The sequence below is a fragment of the Collimonas arenae genome, from assembly GCF_001584165.1.
Lineage (GTDB): Bacteria > Pseudomonadota > Gammaproteobacteria > Burkholderiales > Burkholderiaceae_D > Collimonas > Collimonas arenae.
In genome coordinates this window covers 3,514,098-3,532,412 of record NZ_CP013233.1, presented here as the reverse complement: position 1 = coordinate 3,532,412, position 18,315 = coordinate 3,514,098, and the positions used below count along the sequence as shown (strand labels likewise).

Sequence of the window (18,315 nt, the reverse complement as noted above, 5' to 3'; positions counted from 1 at the left end):
ACCCATTGTCCGGTTTGCGATGCTCGCTGTACGTCTGTGCAGCTGCGCTTCTTAACCAGACATTGGGCCAGGTCAGCGTAGCTGAGGCTAGGGTTTCTAGAGCCGATAGGTCTGGCGATTCACTTTAATTTCGTAGTTTTAGTGTGATAAGTTGTTGGTAGTTCATTTGTGAAAGATATAGCGCCTAACAGCGCCGAATAATAGTATGGCTAAACATAGTAAATCGATCCCTGGCCGTGGCCTGCGCGTTGCAGACCAGATCCAGAAGGACCTGTCCGAAATCATCGTTTTCGGGCTGAAAGACCCGCGGGTCGGTATGATCACGATTACTGAGGTACAGGTGACGCCGGACTACGCCCATGCCAAGGTGTTCTTCACGATGCTGAACGACGACCCTGAAGCGATCACGAATACCGTCAAGGGCCTGACCCAGGCCGCCGGTTTCCTGCGTAACCAGCTGGGCCGCCGTCTGACCATCCACACTTTGCCGGCCTTGCATTTCATTCACGATAATTCGACTGCTCGCGGCGTTGAAATGTCGCGTCTGATCGATATCGCCAATGCGACGCGCTCCAAGGATGACGGCCAGGAATAAACTGGCTGCTAGCTTGCTGTACATGATTGATGCGGCTTGCTGGCAACGGCAGGCCGTTTCCCCTTCTTATCATCTGTTTTGTCTTCTCTGAGTTTTTTCCATGGCATCCACTGCGCCCAAACGAATCCGTGTTCCGCTGAATGGCGTATTGCTGCTGGATAAGCCTGTCGGTTTTTCCAGCAATGACGCCCTGATCAAGGCCAAGCGCTTGTTGAATGCACAGAAGGCCGGCCACACTGGCACCCTCGATCCTTTTGCGACCGGCGTGCTGCCGCTGTGCTTTGGCGAGGCGACCAAGTTCGCCCAGGATTTACTGGATGCCGACAAGACCTATGAAACCCTGATCCATCTTGGTGTGACGACCACCACAGGCGATACCGAAGGTGAGATTCTGGAGAGTAAGGAAGTCAACATCAGCCGTGAGCAGATCGACCAGGCTTTGGCGCAGTTCCGCGGTCCGATCAAGCAGGTGCCGCCGATGTATTCGGCGCTGAAACGCGACGGCAAACCGCTGTACGAATACGCGCGGGCCGGCATCACTCTGGAACGCGAGGCGCGCGATGTGACGATCCACACGCTGGAGTTCCTCGATTACCAAGCGCCATTCCTGCGCCTGCGGGTGACCTGCAGCAAAGGCACCTACATTCGCGTACTGGGGGAGGACATCGGCGCCGTACTGGGCTGTGGCGCCCATCTGCAGGAATTGCGGCGAGTCCAGGTTGGGCACCTGACGCTGGATGGCTGCGTTACCCTGGATCAACTGATTGCGACAGATGAGGCCGAACGGGCAGCTTTGCTGGCGCCGGTGGACAACTTGCTGTCGTCGTTTCCTGAAGTGGTGCTGCCGGAAGCCTTGGCCAAGCGGTTTTTGCAGGGCCAGCGCCTTACCTTGGCGAAAGAGGGCGTGACGCTGCCGACAACGGCAGGGCGGGTCCGCGTATATCTGCAGCCTGGCGATGTTGTCGATGCATCATCTCGCCAGTTGCTGGGCACTGCCCAGTTGCATGAGTACGGGGTTCTGGCGCCGGAACGCCTGATTGCGACGGCACAGCAGACATAAATGTGATTTAAGTAACAATTTGTGCCTTGCTTGAGACAGCAACCCTTTGAAAATACAAGGCTTTTCATAAAGTAGTGCAGCGCGTCATGCTATAATGCGCGGCCTCCCAAATTCCGCTACATCTGTCGTGCTTCTGTGCAGTGTCTGAGCGAGCATTTTTGGCCGCATATGTAGTTATAAATATTCAGCAATAAATATCCTGCGCATTTATGTCTGCGCACTTACTAAGTTCTCCAATCTCCAAACTGACCATGTCAAACACACCTCGCGCCATCCGCAACATTGCCATCATTGCCCACGTTGACCACGGCAAGACCACTCTGGTTGACCAATTGCTGCGTCAATCGGGCACCTTCCGTGACAACCAGCACGTCGATGCACGCGTGATGGATTCGAACGAAATTGAAAAAGAACGTGGCATCACGATTCTGTCGAAGAACTGCGCAGTCGAATACAAGGGCACGCACATCAACATCGTTGATACCCCGGCCACGCCGACTTCGGTGGCGAAGTGGAACGCGTACTGTCGATGGTTGACAGTGTTCTGCTGCTGGTCGATGCGCAAGAAGGCCCGATGCCGCAAACGCGTTTCGTCACGCGTAAAGCGCTGGCGCTGGGCTTGAAGCCGATCGTTGTTGTGAACAAGATCGACCGCGAAAACGCAGACCCGCAAAAGGCTGTGAACGCGACTTTCGAACTGTTCGACAAACTCGGCGCAACCGACGAACAACTGGATTTCCCGATCATCTACGCATCGGGCTTCAAAGGCTATGCAGGTCTGGAAGACACCGTCCGCGAAGGCAACATGGAACCATTGTTCGACGCTATCCTGGAACACGTTCCAGCGCGTGAAGATGATCCTAACGGCCCGCTGCAACTGCAAATCACTTCGCTGGAGTACTCTTCCTACGTCGGCAAGATCGGCGTTGGCCGTATCCTGCGCGGTAAAGTCAAAGCCCTGCAAGACGTAGTCTGGATGAATGGTCCGGAAGACAAGCCAACCAAGGCGCGTATCAACCAGGTGCTGACTTTCCGTGGCCTGGATCGCGTGCTGGTTGACGAAGCACTGGCTGGCGACATCGTGCTGATCAACGGAATTGAAGAAATCAGTATCGGTTCCACCATCTGCGCACCGGACCATCCGGAAGGCCTGCCGATGCTGAAGGTTGACGAGCCGACCCTGACCATGAACTTCATGGTGAACAACTCGCCGCTGGCTGGCCGCGAAGGCAAGTTCGTGACCACCCGTCAGATCAAGGACCGTCTGGACCGCGAACTGAAGGCCAACATGGCGTTGCGCGTAGTACAAGCTGAAAACGACGATTCGACCTACGAAGTGTCGGGCCGTGGCGAATTGCACCTGACCATCCTGATCGAAAACATGCGCCGCGAAGGCTATGAGTTGGCGGTTTCCCGTCCGCGCGTGGTGTTCAAGATGGTCGATGGCGTGCGTCATGAGCCATACGAAAACCTGACCGTCGACGTCGAAGAAACCAACCAGGGCGGCGTGATGGAAGAACTGGGTCGTCGTCGTGGCGATCTGCAAAACATGGAACCGGACGGCAAGGGACGTGTGCGTCTCGAGTACCGTATTCCTGCACGCGGTCTGATCGGCTTCCAGGGCGAATTCATGACCTTGACTCGCGGCACCGGCCTGATGAGCCACGTGTTCGATGAATACGCACCGGTCGATACCTCCAAGGGTGAACTGGGCGGTCGTCGCAACGGCGTGCTGATCTCGCAAGATGACGGCGCAGCCGTTGCCTACGCCATCTGGAAACTGCAGGATCGCGGCCGCATGTTCGTCAGCCACAACGACCCAGTGTATGAAGGCATGATCATCGGTATCCACTCGCGTGACAACGATCTGGTGGTTAATCCGATCAAGGGCAAGCAATTGACCAACGTTCGTTCGTCGGGTACCGACGAAGCGGTGCGCCTGGTTCCGCCAATCGAGATGTCGTTGGAATACGCGGTTGAATTCATCGACGATGACGAGCTGGTCGAAGTCACACCGAAGAGCATCCGTCTGCGCAAGCGCTTCCTGAAAGAGCACGAGCGTAAAAAGGCTTCGCGCGAAGCGTAAGCTGTCAAGTGAACCGGGCTCTAGGGCCCGTCCACTAAGAACCCGCCGATGTGTGCCCTTGTTCAGAGCACGCATCGGCGGGTTTTTTATTTGCGAGAACGGCGATGGCATGCACCCATGGCTTCGCGGAGAAAGTCGATCATTTGAAATCTAAATTGCGGGGCGGGCGGCGGTGCTGGTTCCACGTCCTATTTGGCGATTCAGAAAACGCTACCACCTGCGTCATCCCCGCGAACGCGGGGATCCATTTTGCGCAACGTGGATTCCCGTGTTCGCGGGAATGACGGGTGTTACTCAAGATGCATACTTAACAAAGTAGACATTTCAACTTTGCTTTTACACATCCTAGGTGCTGCTTACGGTCGGGCTGGTTACATGCTGAGCTTTTAGCACCTCGCCGATTGCGGTAAACAACCGATCGATTTGCCCCGGTTCAATAATTAACGGCGGCGATAGTGCAATGATGTCTCCGGTAGTGCGGATCAACACGCCTTTTTCCCAGAAACATTTCAGGAACACGTCGAAGGCGCGCGCGCCTGGTTTGCCGACAATCGGTTCCAGTTCAATCCCACACACCAGGCCCAGGTTGCGCACGTCTTTCACGTAGGGCAAACCCTTCAAGCCGTGTGCCGCCTGCTCAAAGTAAGGCGCCATGCTTGCCGCCCGGTCGAACAGATTCTCGCTCTTGTAGACATCGATGGTCGCCACGGCGGCCGCGGCTGCCAGCGGGTGCGCGGTGTAGGTGTAGCCGTGGAAGAATTCGATGGCATTTTCGCCGGCGGCGCTCATGAAGGCGTCATGGATATCTTGTCGCACGATCACGGCACCCATTGGCACCGTGGCGTTGGTGAGGCCTTTGGCACAGCAGATCATGTCTGGCACCACGCCGAAATAATCGGCCGCAAATGGTGCGCCTAGCCGGCCGAAGCCAGTGATCACTTCGTCGAAAATCAGCAGGATGCCGTACTTGTCGCAGATGGCGCGCAGCTTTTGCAGATAACCCTTGGGCGGGAGGATCACGCCGGTAGAGCCCTGGATCGGCTCGACGATCAGCGCCGCCACTGTAGCCGGGTCGTGCAGCGCCAGCAGTCGTTGTTCGAATTCATCGGCTATCTCGGCGCCGTGTTCCGGCAGGCCGTGTGAAAACGCATTGCGCGCGATATCGAGCGGATGTCGCAAGTGATCGACGCCGGCCAATGTCGGGCCGAAATGTTTGCGATTGCCGGCGATGCCGCCCACTGCGATGCCGCCGAAGCCGACCCCGTGGTAACCGCGCTCACGGCCGATCAGGCGGGTGCGCAGGCCGTCGCCGCGTACGCGATGGTATGCCAGTGCGATTTTCAGCGCGGTATCGACCGACTCCGATCCGTCGTTGCAGAAGAACACCCGGTTCAAGCCTTCCGGCGCAATCGACACCAGCGCGCTGGCCGCTTCGAACGCCAAAGGATGGCCCATCTGGAACACCGGCGCAAAGTCCATGATCGCGGCCTGTTTCTGGATCGCCTCGACGATTTTTGGATGGCAGTGGCCGGCATTGGTACACCAAAGGCCAGCGGTGCCATCGAGAATCTGGCGGTCGTCATCTGTCGTGTAATACATGCCTGAGGCCGAAACCAGCATGCGCGGCTTGCTTTTGAACTGACGGTTGGCGGTAAACGGCATCCAGAAATGATCGGTATTCAGGGGTGTGGGCATGACATCTCCTTGCTGATCTTCAGTGATCGTTAGCGAAATATTCTGGGCCGGTTGCTGGCCTGTGCGTGACTGATTCCAGATCCTTGTTATTGATGTTAGTACGTTTATCCCGGTTCTGATAGAGCCACTTTGCACTGCGCGAACCTGCAAAGTGGCGTGGTCGGACCGTAATCACCCGCTTTCGGGCATGCCTGAAAGTGGCCTTGCGCAACAAGGGCGCTTTACATGTTGCCGCTTCTTACTGTCCGATTATCCCAGTAGCAACTCGCCATTCACTGTGCGCGCCAGATTCAACGGATTGTCGTCCTGTAATGCGGTCGGCAGCAGCCCGGTCGGGATGTCCTGATAGCACACAGGGCGCACGAAGCGGTCAATCGCACTGGCACCGACCGAGGTGCTGCGGCTGTCTGAAGTTGCCGGGAACGGGCCGCCATGCACCATCGCATGGGACACTTCCACCCCAGTCGGATAGCCGTTCACCAGGATGCGTCCGGCTTTGCGTTCCAGCGTCGGCAGCAACTTCCTGGCCAACGCGTGATCGTCGCTGTCGAGCTGCAGCGTGGCGGTCAATTGGCCAGCCAGGTGTTCTGCGACGGCGCGCATTTCATCTTCGTTGCGGCAAGCAACGATCAGTGAGCTAGGGCCGAATATCTCATCTTCCAGCTGTTCGGTTGCCAGGAAAGTCGCTGCGTCGGTGCTGAACAATACCGCCTGCGCCGCACATGGCGCACTTGCCGCCAGACCATGGGCGAGCGTATCGACTCCGGCAATCTTGCCCATGCGCTCGACGCCATCGACATAGGCGCTGTGAATGCCAGGTGTCAGCATGGTGCCGGCCGCCTTGGCTTGCAGCGCTTTTTGTGCCGCTTCCTGGAATTGCACCAGATGTTCGCCAGCCAAGCCAATCACCAGACCTGGATTGGTGCAGAACTGTCCGACGCCCATGGTCAGTGAATCGATGAATGCACTGCCGATTTGGGTGGCCCGTGCGGCCAGTGCGTGGGGCAGCAGGAACATCGGATTAATGCTGCTCATTTCGGCGTACACCGGAATCGGTTCGCGTCTTTGCGCGGCGGCGCGCATGAGCGCCAGGCCGCCTTGGCGTGAGCCGGTAAAGCCGACCGCCTTGATCGCCGGATGGCTGACCAACGCCTGGCCGACCTCATTGCCGGTGCCTATGATCAGGGAGAACACCCCTTCCGGCAGTTTGCACGCGGCGACAGCTTGCTGGATCACGCGGCCTACCAGTTCCGAAGTGCCGGGATGAGCGTTGTGCGTCTTGACCACTACCGGGCAGCCGGCAGCCAATGCGGCGGCGGTATCGCCGCCAGCAACAGAGAACGCCAGTGGAAAATTACTGGCGCCAAAGACGGCAACCGGGCCGATAGCGATCTTGCGCAAGCGCAGATCGGCACGCGGCGGAGTCCGTTCAGGCAATGCCGAATCAAGGGTGGCGCTCAGATACTGCCCGCTGCGCACCACGCTGGCGAACAGGCGTAACTGGCCGACGGTGCGGCCGCGTTCGCCTTCCAGGCGCGCCGTCGGCAGGCCGGATTCTTGCGTGGCGCGTTCAATTAGCGCCGGTCCGAGCGCCAGGATGCCGTTCGCTATTTCTTCCAAAAACTGCGCGCGCTGTTCCGGTGTGGTTTCGCGGTAAGTGTCGAAAGCCTGCTGCGCGAGGATGCAGGCGCGCGCGACTTCAGATGCGCCGCCGGCGCCGAAATCTGGGCCGATCTTTGCATTGGTGGCAGGGTTGATCGCGCGTAACGTGCCTTCCGTACCGCGTACAGCCGATTGGCCAATGAGCATTTCACCTGTGATATTCATGTTTTTCCTTGTAACTGTGGATGAACGCAATATAGGCGGCAAGGCATGATGCCGGCCGCCTTGTAACGTTTAGCTGCGCCTGGACGGGTAGCGTGGAGCCAGCCGTCCTGTCGCGCTTATTGTGGCCCTTGGGCCAGGATCAGTGCTTTCAGTTGTTCGCATTCTTCGGCGTTGAGATCGATCAATGGCGTGCGCACCGGACCGCCGTCATGGCCGACGATGGTTGCACCGGCCTTGACGATGCTGACGGCATAGCCGGCCTTCTTGTTGCGGATTGCCAGGTAAGGCAGGAAGAAGTCGTCGATCAGGCGGCCAGTAGTGGCGTGGTCGTCGTTCTTGACCGCATTGTAGAAATCGATTGCCAGTTTCGGCATGAAGTTGAATACCGCCGAAGAGTAGACCGGTACGCCAAGCGCCTTGTAAGGAGCAGCAAACAGCTCTGCAGTTGGCAAGCCGCCCAGATAGGTCAAGCGGTCGCCGAGGCGGCGGCGGATCGATACCATCAGTTCGATGTCGCCGATACCATCCTTGAACCCGATCAGGTTAGGGCAGCGCGCCGCCAGCAGCTCCATCGAATCGGCATTCAGGCGGCAGATGCCGCGGTTGTACACCACGACGCCGAATTTGACCGATTTGCAGACGGCTTCGACGTGTGCCACCAGGCCGTCCTGCGACGCTTCTGTCAGGTAATGCGGCATCAGCAGGATACCGTGCGCGCCCAGGCGTTCTGCTTCTTGTGCAAAAGCGATGGCTGTGCGGGTCGGGCCACCGGCACCGGCCAGGATCGGCACCTTGCCGCGGCAGGTTTCGACTGCCAGGCGCACCACGTCGGAATATTCAGATGGCGTCAGCGAAAAGAATTCGCCTGTGCCGCCCGCCACAAACAGGGCGCTCGCACCGTAAGGAGCCAGCCACTCAAGCCGGCTTGCGTAGGTGCTGGGGCGGAAATTGCCTTGCGCATCGAAGTCGGTGATTGGAAAGGACAGCAGGCCGGAGGAAAGAGTCTGTTTGAGGTCTTGATAGTTCATGGTCTCGGTATTGTGTAGTGCTGCGGTTGATAACTGAACACCATTGTTGCGCACGAGTGCGTTGATGTCCGGGCGAGTAAGTTATCAGTCATCGTACAACAAAGATTTGCGGTGCGCAAGCCTGAAAATGTTGTTATCGAGCGGATGTGGGCGGAGGGTGGGAGTAAAAGCGGGGGGGGTGGCACAGGATATTGCGAAATGCCACTCAGCGGCGAGGGCGGCCTGCCTGCTTTGATGACTCTGCCGGCCGGGCCAGAAGAGTCATCATTGTTGGGTTGTTATGAAGTGCTACGGGTTGCCATGGCTTGCTTATGAGGCAATCACCATGCTGTCCTGAACCTTGCGCAAGCGTTCGCGGCTGTTGCTCAGGTGAGTGCGCATCGCTGCTCGTGCAGTCTCTGGATCCTGGCGCAGGATCGCATTGTAAATATCTTCATGTTCGCGATGCACGCGATCGAGATAGGCGGCCGGATCATCGTGTGCGAGCCGGGCGGAGTTGATCCGGGTGCGCGGAATGATGGTGGTGCCGAGGTGGCTCAGGATGTCGACAAAATAGCGGTTGCCGGTGGCTTGTGCGATGTGCAGATGGAACTGTACATCGGCCGCAACCGAGTCGCCGCGCTCGTGTGCGCTCTTCTGGAAGGCGTCCAACGCCGTCCGCATCTGCTCCAGTTGCGCATCGGTGCGCCGCGCCGCAGCCAGTCCGGCGGCTTCGGCTTCGAGGCTGATGCGCAACTCCAGGATGGCCAGGATGTCGCGCATGGTGATCACTGTTTCCGGATCGATGTCGAAATTGCTGGGGCTGCTCGCGGCCAGTACGAAAGTGCCGATGCCGTGCCGGGTTTCCACCAGGCCCGAGGCCTGCAGATGCGAAATGGCTTCGCGGATTACGGTGCGGCTGACGCCTTGCGTGCGCATCAATTCGGATTCGGTCGGCAATTTGTCGCCGGGCTTGATGCTGCCGCCACGGATGCTTTCGGCAATATTGGCGACCACGCTCTGCGCCAGGTTGCGGTGTTTTTTGCGTGGGGCGCTCGGAGCAAGGTGAGGAGTGAGCGGTGTGTTCATGGATGGGGCCGCGGAAAGGTAAACCAGTTGCCAAATTATTTTTCGCTGATTATACTACGATTCAAGTTGTAGGATGACTGATAACATAGCAAGAGTTTGGCGTAAGCCAAGCATCTATAACAATAAGAACGGCGCCTTGTAATAGCCTGGCTCGGCCTCGTACCTTATGCGGTGCGGGACCCAGGCAGCAGGAACTTGCGGTGCTTTGGCGCCGCTGCCTGCGAGCGTCGGCTCTGGCAAAGACAGGAGACGTAGTTGAATATCGACAAAACGGGTGCGCCGACACAGGCTCACGGCGGCAGGGTGCGTTACATGATCCTGTTCATGCTGTTCATGGTGACCACCTTTAATTACGCCGATCGCGCCATCTTATCCATTGCAGGTACTGCAATGAAGAGCGAGTTGGGCTTCGACGCGGTCACCATGGGATTCATCTTCTCGGCTTTCAGTTGGGCTTACGTGCTGGGCCAATTGCCCGGCGGCTGGCTGTTGGACCGCTTCGGTTCGAAACGGGTCTACGCCGCAAGCATCTTCATCTGGTCACTGTTCACCCTGCTGCAAGGCGGCGTGCATTTTCTCGGCGTGTTGTGGGCCGTTCCCGCATTATTCATGTTGCGTTTCATGGTCGGACTGGCCGAAGCGCCTTCTTTCCCGCCAATGGCCGCATCGTCGCCGCCTGGTTCCCCACCGCCGAACGTGGCACCGCTTCGGCAATTTTCAATTCCGCCCAATATTTCGCCACCGTGCTGTTTGCGCCCTTGATGGCCTGGATCACGCATGCCTACGGCTGGTCGGAAACGTTTGTCGTGATGGCGTCGCCGGCTTGGTGCTCAGCATGATCTGGATGCGGGTGATGCATAATCCAAAAGACCACCCGCGCATCAGCCCGGCGGAACTGGCGCATATCCGCGACGGTGGCGGCCTGGTCGAGATGGACCAGGGCATTGCCGCCGGCAAGGGTAGCCAGGTCAATCGCGGCGTCAAGCTCGGTTATCTCAAGCAGCTCCTGTGCAACCGCATGCTGGCAGGTGTTTATCTCGGCCAATACTGCATCAACACCATCACGTATTTCTTCCTGACCTGGTTCCCGATTTACCTGGTGCAGGAACGCGGCATGTCGATCCTGAAAGCCGGCATCGTGGCCTCGCTGCCGGCGATTTGTGGCTTCCTCGGTGGCGTGCTGGGCGGCATGATCTCGGATCGCTTGATCAAGAGAGGTGTCTCGCTGACTTGGTCCGAAAGATTCCGATCGTCGCCGGCCTGCTGCTGTCGACCACCATGATCCTGTGCAATTACGTCGATACCCAATGGCTGGTGGTCGGCATCATGGCGCTGGCCTTCTTCGGCAAGGGCGTCGGCGCATTGGTTGGGCGGTGGTGGCGGATACCTCGCCGAAAGAAATCATCGGTCTTACCGGCAGCCTGTTCAACATGTTTGGCAACATTGCCGGCATTACAGCGCCGATCGTGATCGGCTATATCATCAAGGAAACCGGGTCCTTCCAATGGGCGCTGGTGTACGTCGGCGCCAATGCACTGCTGGCTGTGATCAGCTACCTGGTGATAGTGAAAGACATCAAGCGCGTCGAACTCAAGCCATTGGACGATGCAGGACAGCCATACAAGAAATTATCAGGAGTGGAATCATGATCGAGGCAACACCAGCCGCAGGCAAGTTGGCGGCGGGCAGTAATGCGCCGCTGTACATTCGCATGCAGGAGCAGGATAACGTCGCCATCGTCGCCAATGACGGCGGCTTGCCGGCCGGTTCGATTTTTCCCTGCGGACTGGTGCTACGCGACAGGGTGCCCCAAGGCCATAAACTTGCGCTGCGCGATCTGACCGAAGGCGAAGCCATCGTGCGCTACGGCGTGGTGATCGGCTATGCGCAACGGCCGATCCTGCAGGGAAGCTGGATCGAGGAGTCGCTGGTGCGGATGCCGCCGGCGCGCGAATTGACCAACCTGCCGATTTCAACACACGTTCCGGCAGCAGCAGCGCCGCTGGAGGGTTACACCTTCGAAGGTTATCGCAATGCCGACGGCACCGTCGGCACCCGCAATATTTTGGCGATCAGCACCACGGTGCAATGTGTGTCCGGGGTGGTCGAACATGCGGTAAAGCGCATCAAGGCCGAGTTGCTGCCCAAGTACCCACACGTCGATGATGTGATCGGCCTCGAACACGCCTATGGATGTGGTGTGGCGATCGATGCACCGGGCGCCGAGATTCCGATCCGCACCTTGCGCAACATCAGCATGAATCCCAACTTCGGCGGCCAGGCCATGGTGGTCAGCCTCGGTTGCGAAAAACTGCAACCGGGCCGCATGTTCCCGCAAGGTTCGATCCCGATTCAAAGCACCGGTGGCAAGGAAGATGGCTTGCGTGTGGTGTGCTTGCAGGATGCCGAACACGTCGGCTTCGAGTCGATGATTGTGTCGATCATGTCTACTGCAGAAGAGCAACTGGCCGAACTGAACAAGCGTCGCCGCGAAACCTGTCCGGCGTCGGAACTGACTGTCGGTGTTCAATGCGGCGGCAGCGATGCATTCTCCGGCGTGACGGCCAATCCGGCCGTCGGTTACGCCACCGACCTACTGGTGCGCGCCGGCGCGACCGTAATGTTTTCTGAAACCACCGAAGTGCGCGACGGTATCGACCAACTAACGTCGCGCGCCGTCAACGCTGACGTGGCGCAAGCCATGATCCGCGAGATGGCCTGGTATGACGATTACCTGACCCGCGGCGGCGTCGATCGCAGCGCTAACACCACGCCTGGAAATAAAAAGGGCGGCCTGGCCAACATCGTCGAAAAAGCCATGGGCTCGATCGTCAAATCCGGCAGCAGCGCCATTTCCGGCGTGCTGTCTCCTGGCGACAAGGTCAAGCAAAAAGGCTTGATCTACGCTGCCACGCCGGCCAGCGATTTCGTCTGCGGAACCTTGCAACTGGCAGCCGGCATGAACCTGCACGTGTTCACGACCGGCCGCGGCACGCCATACGGACTGGCAGCAGTGCCGGTCATCAAGGTCGCCACGCGCAACGACCTGGCGCGGCGCTGGCATGACCTGATGGACGTCAACGCCGGCCGTATCGCCAGCGGTGAAGCCAGTATCGAAGATGTTGGCTGGGAGTTGTTCCGTTTGATGCTGGATGTCGCCAGCGGTCGCAAGAAAACCTGGGCCGAGCATCACAAATTGCATAACGCACTGACGCTGTTCAATCCGGCGCCGATTACCTGATCTTCCGACGGCATAAAGAATGTATTCCGGGTTACATCCCGGCGCATGCTTTTCGCTGGTCGTCGGCCGGAAGTCAAGTTGACGAAAAGAGGATCGGATATAAGAAGATATGCTTGGAAGCCCAAGCATATCCAATCTCTACGGGCTTTGTCATTGCATTTGATATGAAACACTTTGCGTCGTCTTGTTGCCTGACGCGTCAATTGCTGCGTACCTGATTTCGTAGATTCTGCCAGGCGCATTGCTGACAGTAATTTGGCGCGTGTCCTTGCCGATTGCTGCAATAACATCACCGGGATTGAGCGCTTGGTTTGCGGTGACAGAGACCAGGGCAACTTCTGGAGAAGGATCGTAGCTGTCGCTTGTCGCGACATTGATATTCAGCACGGAACTGGCAGCATCGATTTTAGAAACTTGACCAATGGAGACTGTCAATTTAGGTGGGGTAGTGTCACCTTTCTTGATTGGAATTGAAAGGGTGTCGTTGCCATATAGTACGAGAGCGTGTCCGGTTACATAGCTGAAATCTGCCTTTTCCAAATTGACCGAGAAGCCGTCCCAGCTAGCGCCAGGCGGAATGTCGTTTGCCGGATTGGCGACAACTGGCGCTCCTTGCACTTGTGACGCTCCTGGACGCAATTTGGCTTCATAGTTTCCTTCGGACCATTCCAGCAAGAATTTAGGACTCTCGTCGGGAAATTTAAAGGCCACGCCCCATCCGGTTGGACTGGTTGCGACATCGGGAGAGAGCCAGAACGATTTGTTTTTCGAGTTTGGCATCGTAGCCAATTCAGCTCCGCCGTTGACGCTGGTATCGGCAGGGTTGAATCCGATTGTGAATGTCTTGATCGGATTGGTACCGGCGTTTTTTATCTGATATTTGTATATCACTACGCCGCCGCGATGCATTCCCCAAGCTGTAATACTTACCGGAGGAGTGTTTTCTGCAATCGCACTTACAGGTAATAAAGTTGCGCCCAAAAGGGTGGCAATCGAAATGAGGAGATTTGCTTTTTTCATCTTTCTTTCCCTAGCGAGGTTCATAATGTACGCGATCATTACGAACCGGTTCGAGAAGTTGCCTGCAGCAGCAATGGAACCCTCTTGACATTACCCTATCGGATTAATGGATCGCTATTGGACGTAATGCGGGTTGCCGGCGAGGCATGATGTATGTCATTGCAAGACTTGACCCTATTTCTTTTTTGATACAAATCTGGGCGAGATTGAGTCAATAATCGATTTTTTCACTACCGTTTAACAAGCAATTTATCGACTGGTATTTTTTTAATACCGCCCTGTCAGTAGTAATTATTTGAGATAGCCAGTTTTGTGAAATATGCCAAATCACTTTAAACAAGCCGTGCCTAAAGTGGGCGTTGTTGCTCGTATAACTCCTTTAGTCGAGTTGCTTCTAAAGCTTGCATCAATAGCCGCAATCGGAACTGCTGGCTATTGGGCGTGGTATCAGTTTGATTTAGGCGGTAACAACGGGTGGATGGTGAATCTCAGTATGACCACTGAGGTGCTACCGTACAAAGACGACTTGCGACTGTTGGTTGTGCATGTGAAATCTAAGAACCCTCGGAACTCAACAATTGAATTCATACAGAATGAGCATGATAGCTATGATTTGACGGTTCGCAAGCTGCCGGAAGTGAAAGCAGGTAAGGAGATGGACATCGACAAAGGCGAGTTAATTGCCAAGATCGACTTTATGCCGACAGACGCTTTGAGCTATATGTTCCTACCCAATGCCGAGTTTGATGACATGGCCACCGTAGTTCTGCCAGTGGGTAGCGTTGTGTCGCTGTCTGCTGTGCTAGCTAAGAAGGACTCTGACTTCGTGCCAGTGAATCAGGTAGTAGAAATAAAGCCGTAGTTGCCTATGTGATTTGATTTAGACGTGTAGCTAACTTTGCACGGTGTTATTTCTACCGAACGAGAAACCGATTCAATTTTTACTCTCTCTCTCTTGAAAATTCTATGCGCCTGAAAATAATTACGGCTTCAATCATTGCGTGCTTGTTCTCTCCGGCTTATAGCGTCCCAATGGGTGGCGAGACAACGACAATACCTAAGGTAAATTTATCTTCATGCCAGAAGCCCGAGTATCCAAAACCATCGTTGGCTGCAAATGAGACTGGAGCTGTGGTCGTCAGTTTGCATGTATCAAAAGAAGGGCGCGTACTTGAGACAAGACTTGAGTCATCTAGTGGTCATCCCTTATTGGATTCAGCAACTACTAGCGCATTTAGTCAATGTGATTTCACGCCTGCAAGTGTGGATGGTATAGCTGTGGATTCGTGGACTAGGATGAAATTTATCTGGCGTACCGAGTAGAGGTGGTGGATGCGGGGGAGGAGCAAAAAAATGGAAAAAACGGGGTCAAGTCTTGCAATGACGCACTTCATGTCTCACCAGTAACCCAAATTACTTCAGGGTGGCGCTCTATTAACCCGATGCTTAACGCCGAGACGGTTACCCACCTTGACGATTCAACGTATCGATCTTGCATCGATTTTTCGAGTTCATTCCAGCGGCTTTCCCTTAGTCAGAAATGACTTGATGATAAACTGACGTCCTTTTCGCCGAATTTGCGCGAATCAAGATGCGCCTCGTTTTGTGACACATGCCATGTTCCTTGATGCAAATCGGATTCAATGGTGTTGTATAAATAATCACAAAGCTGAGCAATACAGCGCATAATTTGCATCACCAAGATGCCGGAAAACAGTCGTTTATCTCAATGAAATCAAGTAATTACAAGAAGCGGCGCATATCTGTTGCGCCGATGATGGACTGGACCGATAGGCATTGCCGCGTGTTCCACCGTCAAATCACCCATCACACCTGGCTGTACACCGAAATGGTGACAACCGGGGCGTTGTTGCATGGGGATGTGCCGCGCCATCTCAACTTCGACAAGGTCGAGCATCCGGTTGCCTTGCAGTTGGGCGGTAGCGAGCCAGCTGATCTGGCCAAGAGCGCCAAGCTGGGTGAAGAATGGGGTTACGACGAGATCAACCTGAATTGCGGCTGTCCGTCCGAGCGCGTGCAGAAGGGCGCTTTTGGCGCTTGCCTGATGGCGGAGTCGGCACTGGTGGCGGATTGCGTCAAGGCGATGCGGGATGCGGTGTCTATCGATGTCACCGTCAAGCACCGGATTGGCATCGACAAGACGGAGTCCTATGAGTTTGTCCGCGATTTTGTCGGCACCGTGGCGGAAGCGGGTTGCCAGACGTTCATCGTCCATGCGCGCAATGCGATCCTGAAGGGCTTGAGCCCGAAGGAAAACCGCGAAATCCCGCCGCTGAAGTATGAGTATGCCTACCGGCTGGCGCGCGATTTCCCGGAGCTGGAAATCATCATCAACGGCGCCATCAAGACCACCGCTGAAATCGATGCGCATTTGCAACACGTCGACGGCGTGATGCTGGGGCGTGAGGCTTATCACAACCCTTACCTGATGGCCGATTTCGACGCGCGCTATTTCGGCGATGCCGATGCAGTGCCGAAGACGCGCGCCGAGGTGATCGAGGCCATGCTGCCTTACATCCGGGAGCAACTGGCCCTGTACGGCCGCGATGGCAACGGTTTGCGCCTCAACAGCATCACGCGCCACATGCTGGGCCTGATGGCCGGCATGCCGGGAGCCAAATCGTTCCGGCAGGCGCTGTCGGATTCGAAAAGGCTGGCGTTGGGCGATCCGATTTTGCTGGTGGATGCATTGTCTAAAATGCAATCAATGGCAGCTTGAGCGAGTCGGGAGCGTTGTAGATCGGTTGTTCAGGCGAAAGTACGGCAAAGTAGTGTCCGTAAAACATTTTCAGTCTGCTAAATCCTTTAAAATAGCCACCTCGGGTTTATTTTGGCTTGCCAGTGCCGCCATGCAGCGGCCCGCAGGCCATGAACTATTATCAATTCAGCGCGATTTATAGCGAATACCAGCTGGCCGCAGACCGCTCACAAGGCGGCTTGCGGGCCGGTTATCTTCAAGGCGAATTCAAGGCTAAGCATGTCAATTGCAACTACAGAAGAAATCATTGCCGAACTCCGTGCCGGGCGCATGGTTATTTTGGTGGATGAAGAAGATCGTGAAAACGAAGGCGACCTGGTCCTGGCCGCCGATTTTGTGACGCCTGAGGCGATCAATTTCATGGTTCGCCATGCGCGCGGGCTGGTCTGCCTGACCTTGACCGAAGAGCGTTGCGACCAGCTCAACCTGGGCATGATGACCAGCCGTAACGGCACCGCCTACGGTACCAATTTCACCGTCTCGATCGAAGCCGCCGAAGGCGTGACGACCGGCATTTCTGCTGCCGACCGCGCGCGCACCATCCAGGTTGCGGTAGCGGCGGACGCCAAGGCTGGCGATATCGTCCAGCCTGGCCATATTTTCCCGATCAAGGCGCGCAAGGGCGGCGTGCTGATGCGCGCCGGCCATACCGAAGCCGGTTGCGACCTGACCGAAATGGCGGGCCTGACGCCGGCTGCCGTGATTTGCGAAATCCTCAAGGAAGACGGCACCATGGCGCGCCTGCCGGACTTGCTGGAATTCTCCAAGGAACACGGCTTGAAGGTAGGCACGATTGCTGACCTGATCCATTATCGCGGCCAGCACGAAAGCATCGTTGAGCGGCTCGCCGAGCGCACCACGCATACCGCGCAGGGCACCTTCAAGACCATCGCCTATCGCGATACGCCAAGCGGCGGCGCGCATCTGGCGCTGTTGCACGGCACACCGTCGCCGGATGTGGAAACGCTGGTGCGGGTGCATCAGCCGGTATCGATCCTGGATCTGCTGGAAACCGAAGCGACCAACCATTCCTGGAACATGGCCTCGGCGCTGGCGGCGATTGCCGCTTCGCCGTGTGGCGTGGTGGTGCTGCTGAACTGTGAGGAATCGGCGGACCAGATTTTCGCCAAGTTCGCGGCGCTGGAAGCGGCATGCAGCGGCGTCAAACCGCCGGCGCCGCGGGTTGACCTGCGGACCTACGGCATCGGCGCACAGATCCTCAAGGATCTCGGCGTCGGCAAGATGAAGCTGCTGGCCAGCCCGCGTAAGATGCCTTCGATGACGGGCTATGACCTGGAAATTACCGGATATCAAAACAAGCCGAACGCCTGAGTTGTAGAGTGCAGTAGCTGGAATGTTTGAACGTTTTTTGTAAATCAATTAGTAGATAAGCGCCTGGTGCGTATAAAGAGGAAAACCATGACAGTCGGAATTTACGAAACCAATCTGGATGGTGCAGATTTGCGCATCGGTATTGTGCAAGCCCGCTTCAACGAAGATGTATGCCACGGGTTGATGTCGGCCTGTCTGGCTGAGTTGAAGCATCTGGGTGTGGCCGATGAAGACATCCTGCACGTCACTGTTCCGGGCGCATTGGAAATCCCGTTGGCGCTGCAAAAGATGGCTGAAACCATGCAGTTCGATGCACTGATCGCCATTGGCGCGGTGATTCGCGGCGAGACCTATCACTTTGAACTGGTCTCGAACGAATCCGGCGCCGGCATCACACGCGTCGGCCTGGATGCGGGGATCCCGATCGCCAATGCGGTGCTGACCACGGAGAACGACGAGCAAGCCGAAGCCCGCATGGAAGAGAAGGGCACCGATGCTGCGCGCGTAGCGGTCGAGATGGCCAATCTGTCGATCGCGCTGGAAGAGTTGGCAGAAGCCACCAGCGAAGAATAAAATCGTCCGAA

The 18,315-nt window shown here is 56.6% G+C and carries 13 protein-coding genes and 2 pseudogenes; 10 read left to right on the top strand and 5 right to left on the bottom strand.

The genetic code is table 11. The annotated features are described in order from the left end of the window. The first annotated feature begins 205 nt into the window (after positions 1–205). The 3 genes and pseudogenes from rbfA (at position 206) to typA (ending at position 3,741) form a co-directional block, all read left to right on the top strand. Positions 206–595: a 30S ribosome-binding factor RbfA gene (rbfA, locus tag CAter10_RS16210; protein ID WP_061534221.1), complete on the top strand. Its 390-nt coding sequence runs from the start codon at positions 206–208 to the stop codon at positions 593–595. A 100-nt stretch (positions 596–695) separates the two neighbouring features. Next, the gene (gene truB / locus CAter10_RS16205) at positions 696–1,655 is read left to right on the top strand and encodes a tRNA pseudouridine(55) synthase TruB (protein WP_061534220.1); all 960 of its coding nucleotides are present in this window, start codon (positions 696–698) and stop codon (positions 1,653–1,655) included. Positions 1,656–1,906: 251 nt separating this feature from the next. Further along, positions 1,907–3,741, top strand: a pseudogene (gene typA / locus CAter10_RS16200) (translational GTPase TypA). A 345-nt stretch (positions 3,742–4,086) separates the two neighbouring features. On the opposite strand, the gene aptA reads toward typA, so the two are convergent. From aptA to CAter10_RS16180, 4 genes are all read right to left on the bottom strand, one after another. Continuing rightward, positions 4,087–5,436 (bottom strand): omega-aminotransferase AptA, encoded by a 1,350-nt coding sequence (gene aptA, locus CAter10_RS16195; RefSeq protein ID WP_061534219.1) that lies wholly within the window; start codon positions 5,434–5,436, stop codon positions 4,087–4,089. A 249-nt stretch (positions 5,437–5,685) separates the two neighbouring features. Beyond that, complete coding sequence (locus CAter10_RS16190; RefSeq protein WP_061534218.1) at positions 5,686–7,263, bottom strand: aldehyde dehydrogenase (NADP(+)); 1,578 nt, start codon at positions 7,261–7,263, stop codon at positions 5,686–5,688. Positions 7,264–7,379: 116 nt separating this feature from the next. Further along, positions 7,380–8,291 carry a 5-dehydro-4-deoxyglucarate dehydratase gene (gene kdgD, locus CAter10_RS16185; RefSeq protein WP_061534217.1) on the bottom strand — a complete coding sequence of 304 codons (912 nt, stop codon included), beginning with the start codon at positions 8,289–8,291 and terminating at the stop codon, positions 7,380–7,382. Between the two features lie 309 nt (positions 8,292–8,600). Continuing rightward, positions 8,601–9,359 carry a FadR/GntR family transcriptional regulator gene (locus CAter10_RS16180; RefSeq protein ID WP_061534216.1) on the bottom strand — a complete coding sequence of 253 codons (759 nt, stop codon included), beginning with the start codon at positions 9,357–9,359 and terminating at the stop codon, positions 8,601–8,603. 312 nt (positions 9,360–9,671) lie between these two features. On the opposite strand from CAter10_RS16180, the pseudogene CAter10_RS16175 reads away from it, so the two are divergent. Both CAter10_RS16175 and garD read left to right on the top strand, forming a co-directional pair. Further along, a pseudogene (locus CAter10_RS16175) lies at positions 9,672–11,008 on the top strand (MFS transporter). Then, positions 11,005–12,600: a galactarate dehydratase gene (gene garD, locus CAter10_RS16170; RefSeq protein WP_061534215.1), complete on the top strand. Its 1,596-nt coding sequence runs from the start codon at positions 11,005–11,007 to the stop codon at positions 12,598–12,600. Before CAter10_RS16175 ends, garD begins: the two are co-directional and overlap by 4 nt. Positions 12,601–12,750: 150 nt before the next feature. Here the strand turns inward: garD and CAter10_RS16165 are convergent, their stop codons facing one another. Continuing rightward, positions 12,751–13,620 (bottom strand): hypothetical protein, encoded by an 870-nt coding sequence (locus tag CAter10_RS16165; RefSeq protein WP_128083105.1) that lies wholly within the window; start codon positions 13,618–13,620, stop codon positions 12,751–12,753. A 319-nt stretch (positions 13,621–13,939) separates the two neighbouring features. Between CAter10_RS16165 and CAter10_RS16160 the strand changes: the two genes are divergently transcribed. The 5 genes from CAter10_RS16160 (at position 13,940) to ribH (ending at position 18,304) form a co-directional block, all read left to right on the top strand. After that, positions 13,940–14,482, top strand: a complete 543-nt coding sequence (locus CAter10_RS16160) for a hypothetical protein (protein WP_061534213.1) — start codon at positions 13,940–13,942, stop codon at positions 14,480–14,482. Between the two features lie 104 nt (positions 14,483–14,586). Beyond that, positions 14,587–14,943 (top strand): energy transducer TonB, encoded by a 357-nt coding sequence (locus CAter10_RS24605; RefSeq protein ID WP_082797957.1) that lies wholly within the window; start codon positions 14,587–14,589, stop codon positions 14,941–14,943. 406 nt (positions 14,944–15,349) lie between these two features. Further along, the gene (gene dusA, locus CAter10_RS16155; protein ID WP_061534212.1) at positions 15,350–16,360 is read left to right on the top strand and encodes a tRNA dihydrouridine(20/20a) synthase DusA; all 1,011 of its coding nucleotides are present in this window, start codon (positions 15,350–15,352) and stop codon (positions 16,358–16,360) included. Between the two features lie 258 nt (positions 16,361–16,618). Then, complete coding sequence (ribBA, locus tag CAter10_RS16150) at positions 16,619–17,731, top strand: bifunctional 3,4-dihydroxy-2-butanone-4-phosphate synthase/GTP cyclohydrolase II (protein ID WP_061534211.1); 1,113 nt, start codon at positions 16,619–16,621, stop codon at positions 17,729–17,731. Between the two features lie 87 nt (positions 17,732–17,818). Then, positions 17,819–18,304 carry a 6,7-dimethyl-8-ribityllumazine synthase gene (gene ribH / locus CAter10_RS16145; RefSeq protein WP_061534210.1) on the top strand — a complete coding sequence of 162 codons (486 nt, stop codon included), beginning with the start codon at positions 17,819–17,821 and terminating at the stop codon, positions 18,302–18,304. Positions 18,305–18,315 lie beyond the last annotated feature (11 nt).

What these genes read in the sequence shown, in the direction of transcription:
- rbfA (WP_061534221.1), top strand. Translation starts at nt 206, where the DNA reads ATGGCTAAACATAGTAAATCGATCCCTGGCCGTGGCCTGCGCGTTGCA.
- truB (WP_061534220.1), top strand. Translation starts at nt 696, where the DNA reads ATGGCATCCACTGCGCCCAAACGAATCCGTGTTCCGCTGAATGGCGTA.
- aptA (WP_061534219.1), bottom strand. Translation starts at nt 5,436, where the DNA reads ATGCCCACACCCCTGAATACCGATCATTTCTGGATGCCGTTTACCGCC.
- CAter10_RS16190 (WP_061534218.1), bottom strand. Translation starts at nt 7,263, where the DNA reads ATGAATATCACAGGTGAAATGCTCATTGGCCAATCGGCTGTACGCGGT.
- kdgD (WP_061534217.1), bottom strand. Translation starts at nt 8,291, where the DNA reads ATGAACTATCAAGACCTCAAACAGACTCTTTCCTCCGGCCTGCTGTCC.
- CAter10_RS16180 (WP_061534216.1), bottom strand. Translation starts at nt 9,359, where the DNA reads ATGAACACACCGCTCACTCCTCACCTTGCTCCGAGCGCCCCACGCAAA.
- garD (WP_061534215.1), top strand. Translation starts at nt 11,005, where the DNA reads ATGATCGAGGCAACACCAGCCGCAGGCAAGTTGGCGGCGGGCAGTAAT.
- CAter10_RS16165 (WP_128083105.1), bottom strand. Translation starts at nt 13,620, where the DNA reads ATGAAAAAAGCAAATCTCCTCATTTCGATTGCCACCCTTTTGGGCGCA.
- CAter10_RS16160 (WP_061534213.1), top strand. Translation starts at nt 13,940, where the DNA reads ATGCCAAATCACTTTAAACAAGCCGTGCCTAAAGTGGGCGTTGTTGCT.
- CAter10_RS24605 (WP_082797957.1), top strand. Translation starts at nt 14,587, where the DNA reads ATGCGCCTGAAAATAATTACGGCTTCAATCATTGCGTGCTTGTTCTCT.
- dusA (WP_061534212.1), top strand. Translation starts at nt 15,350, where the DNA reads ATGAAATCAAGTAATTACAAGAAGCGGCGCATATCTGTTGCGCCGATG.
- ribBA (WP_061534211.1), top strand. Translation starts at nt 16,619, where the DNA reads ATGTCAATTGCAACTACAGAAGAAATCATTGCCGAACTCCGTGCCGGG.
- ribH (WP_061534210.1), top strand. Translation starts at nt 17,819, where the DNA reads ATGACAGTCGGAATTTACGAAACCAATCTGGATGGTGCAGATTTGCGC.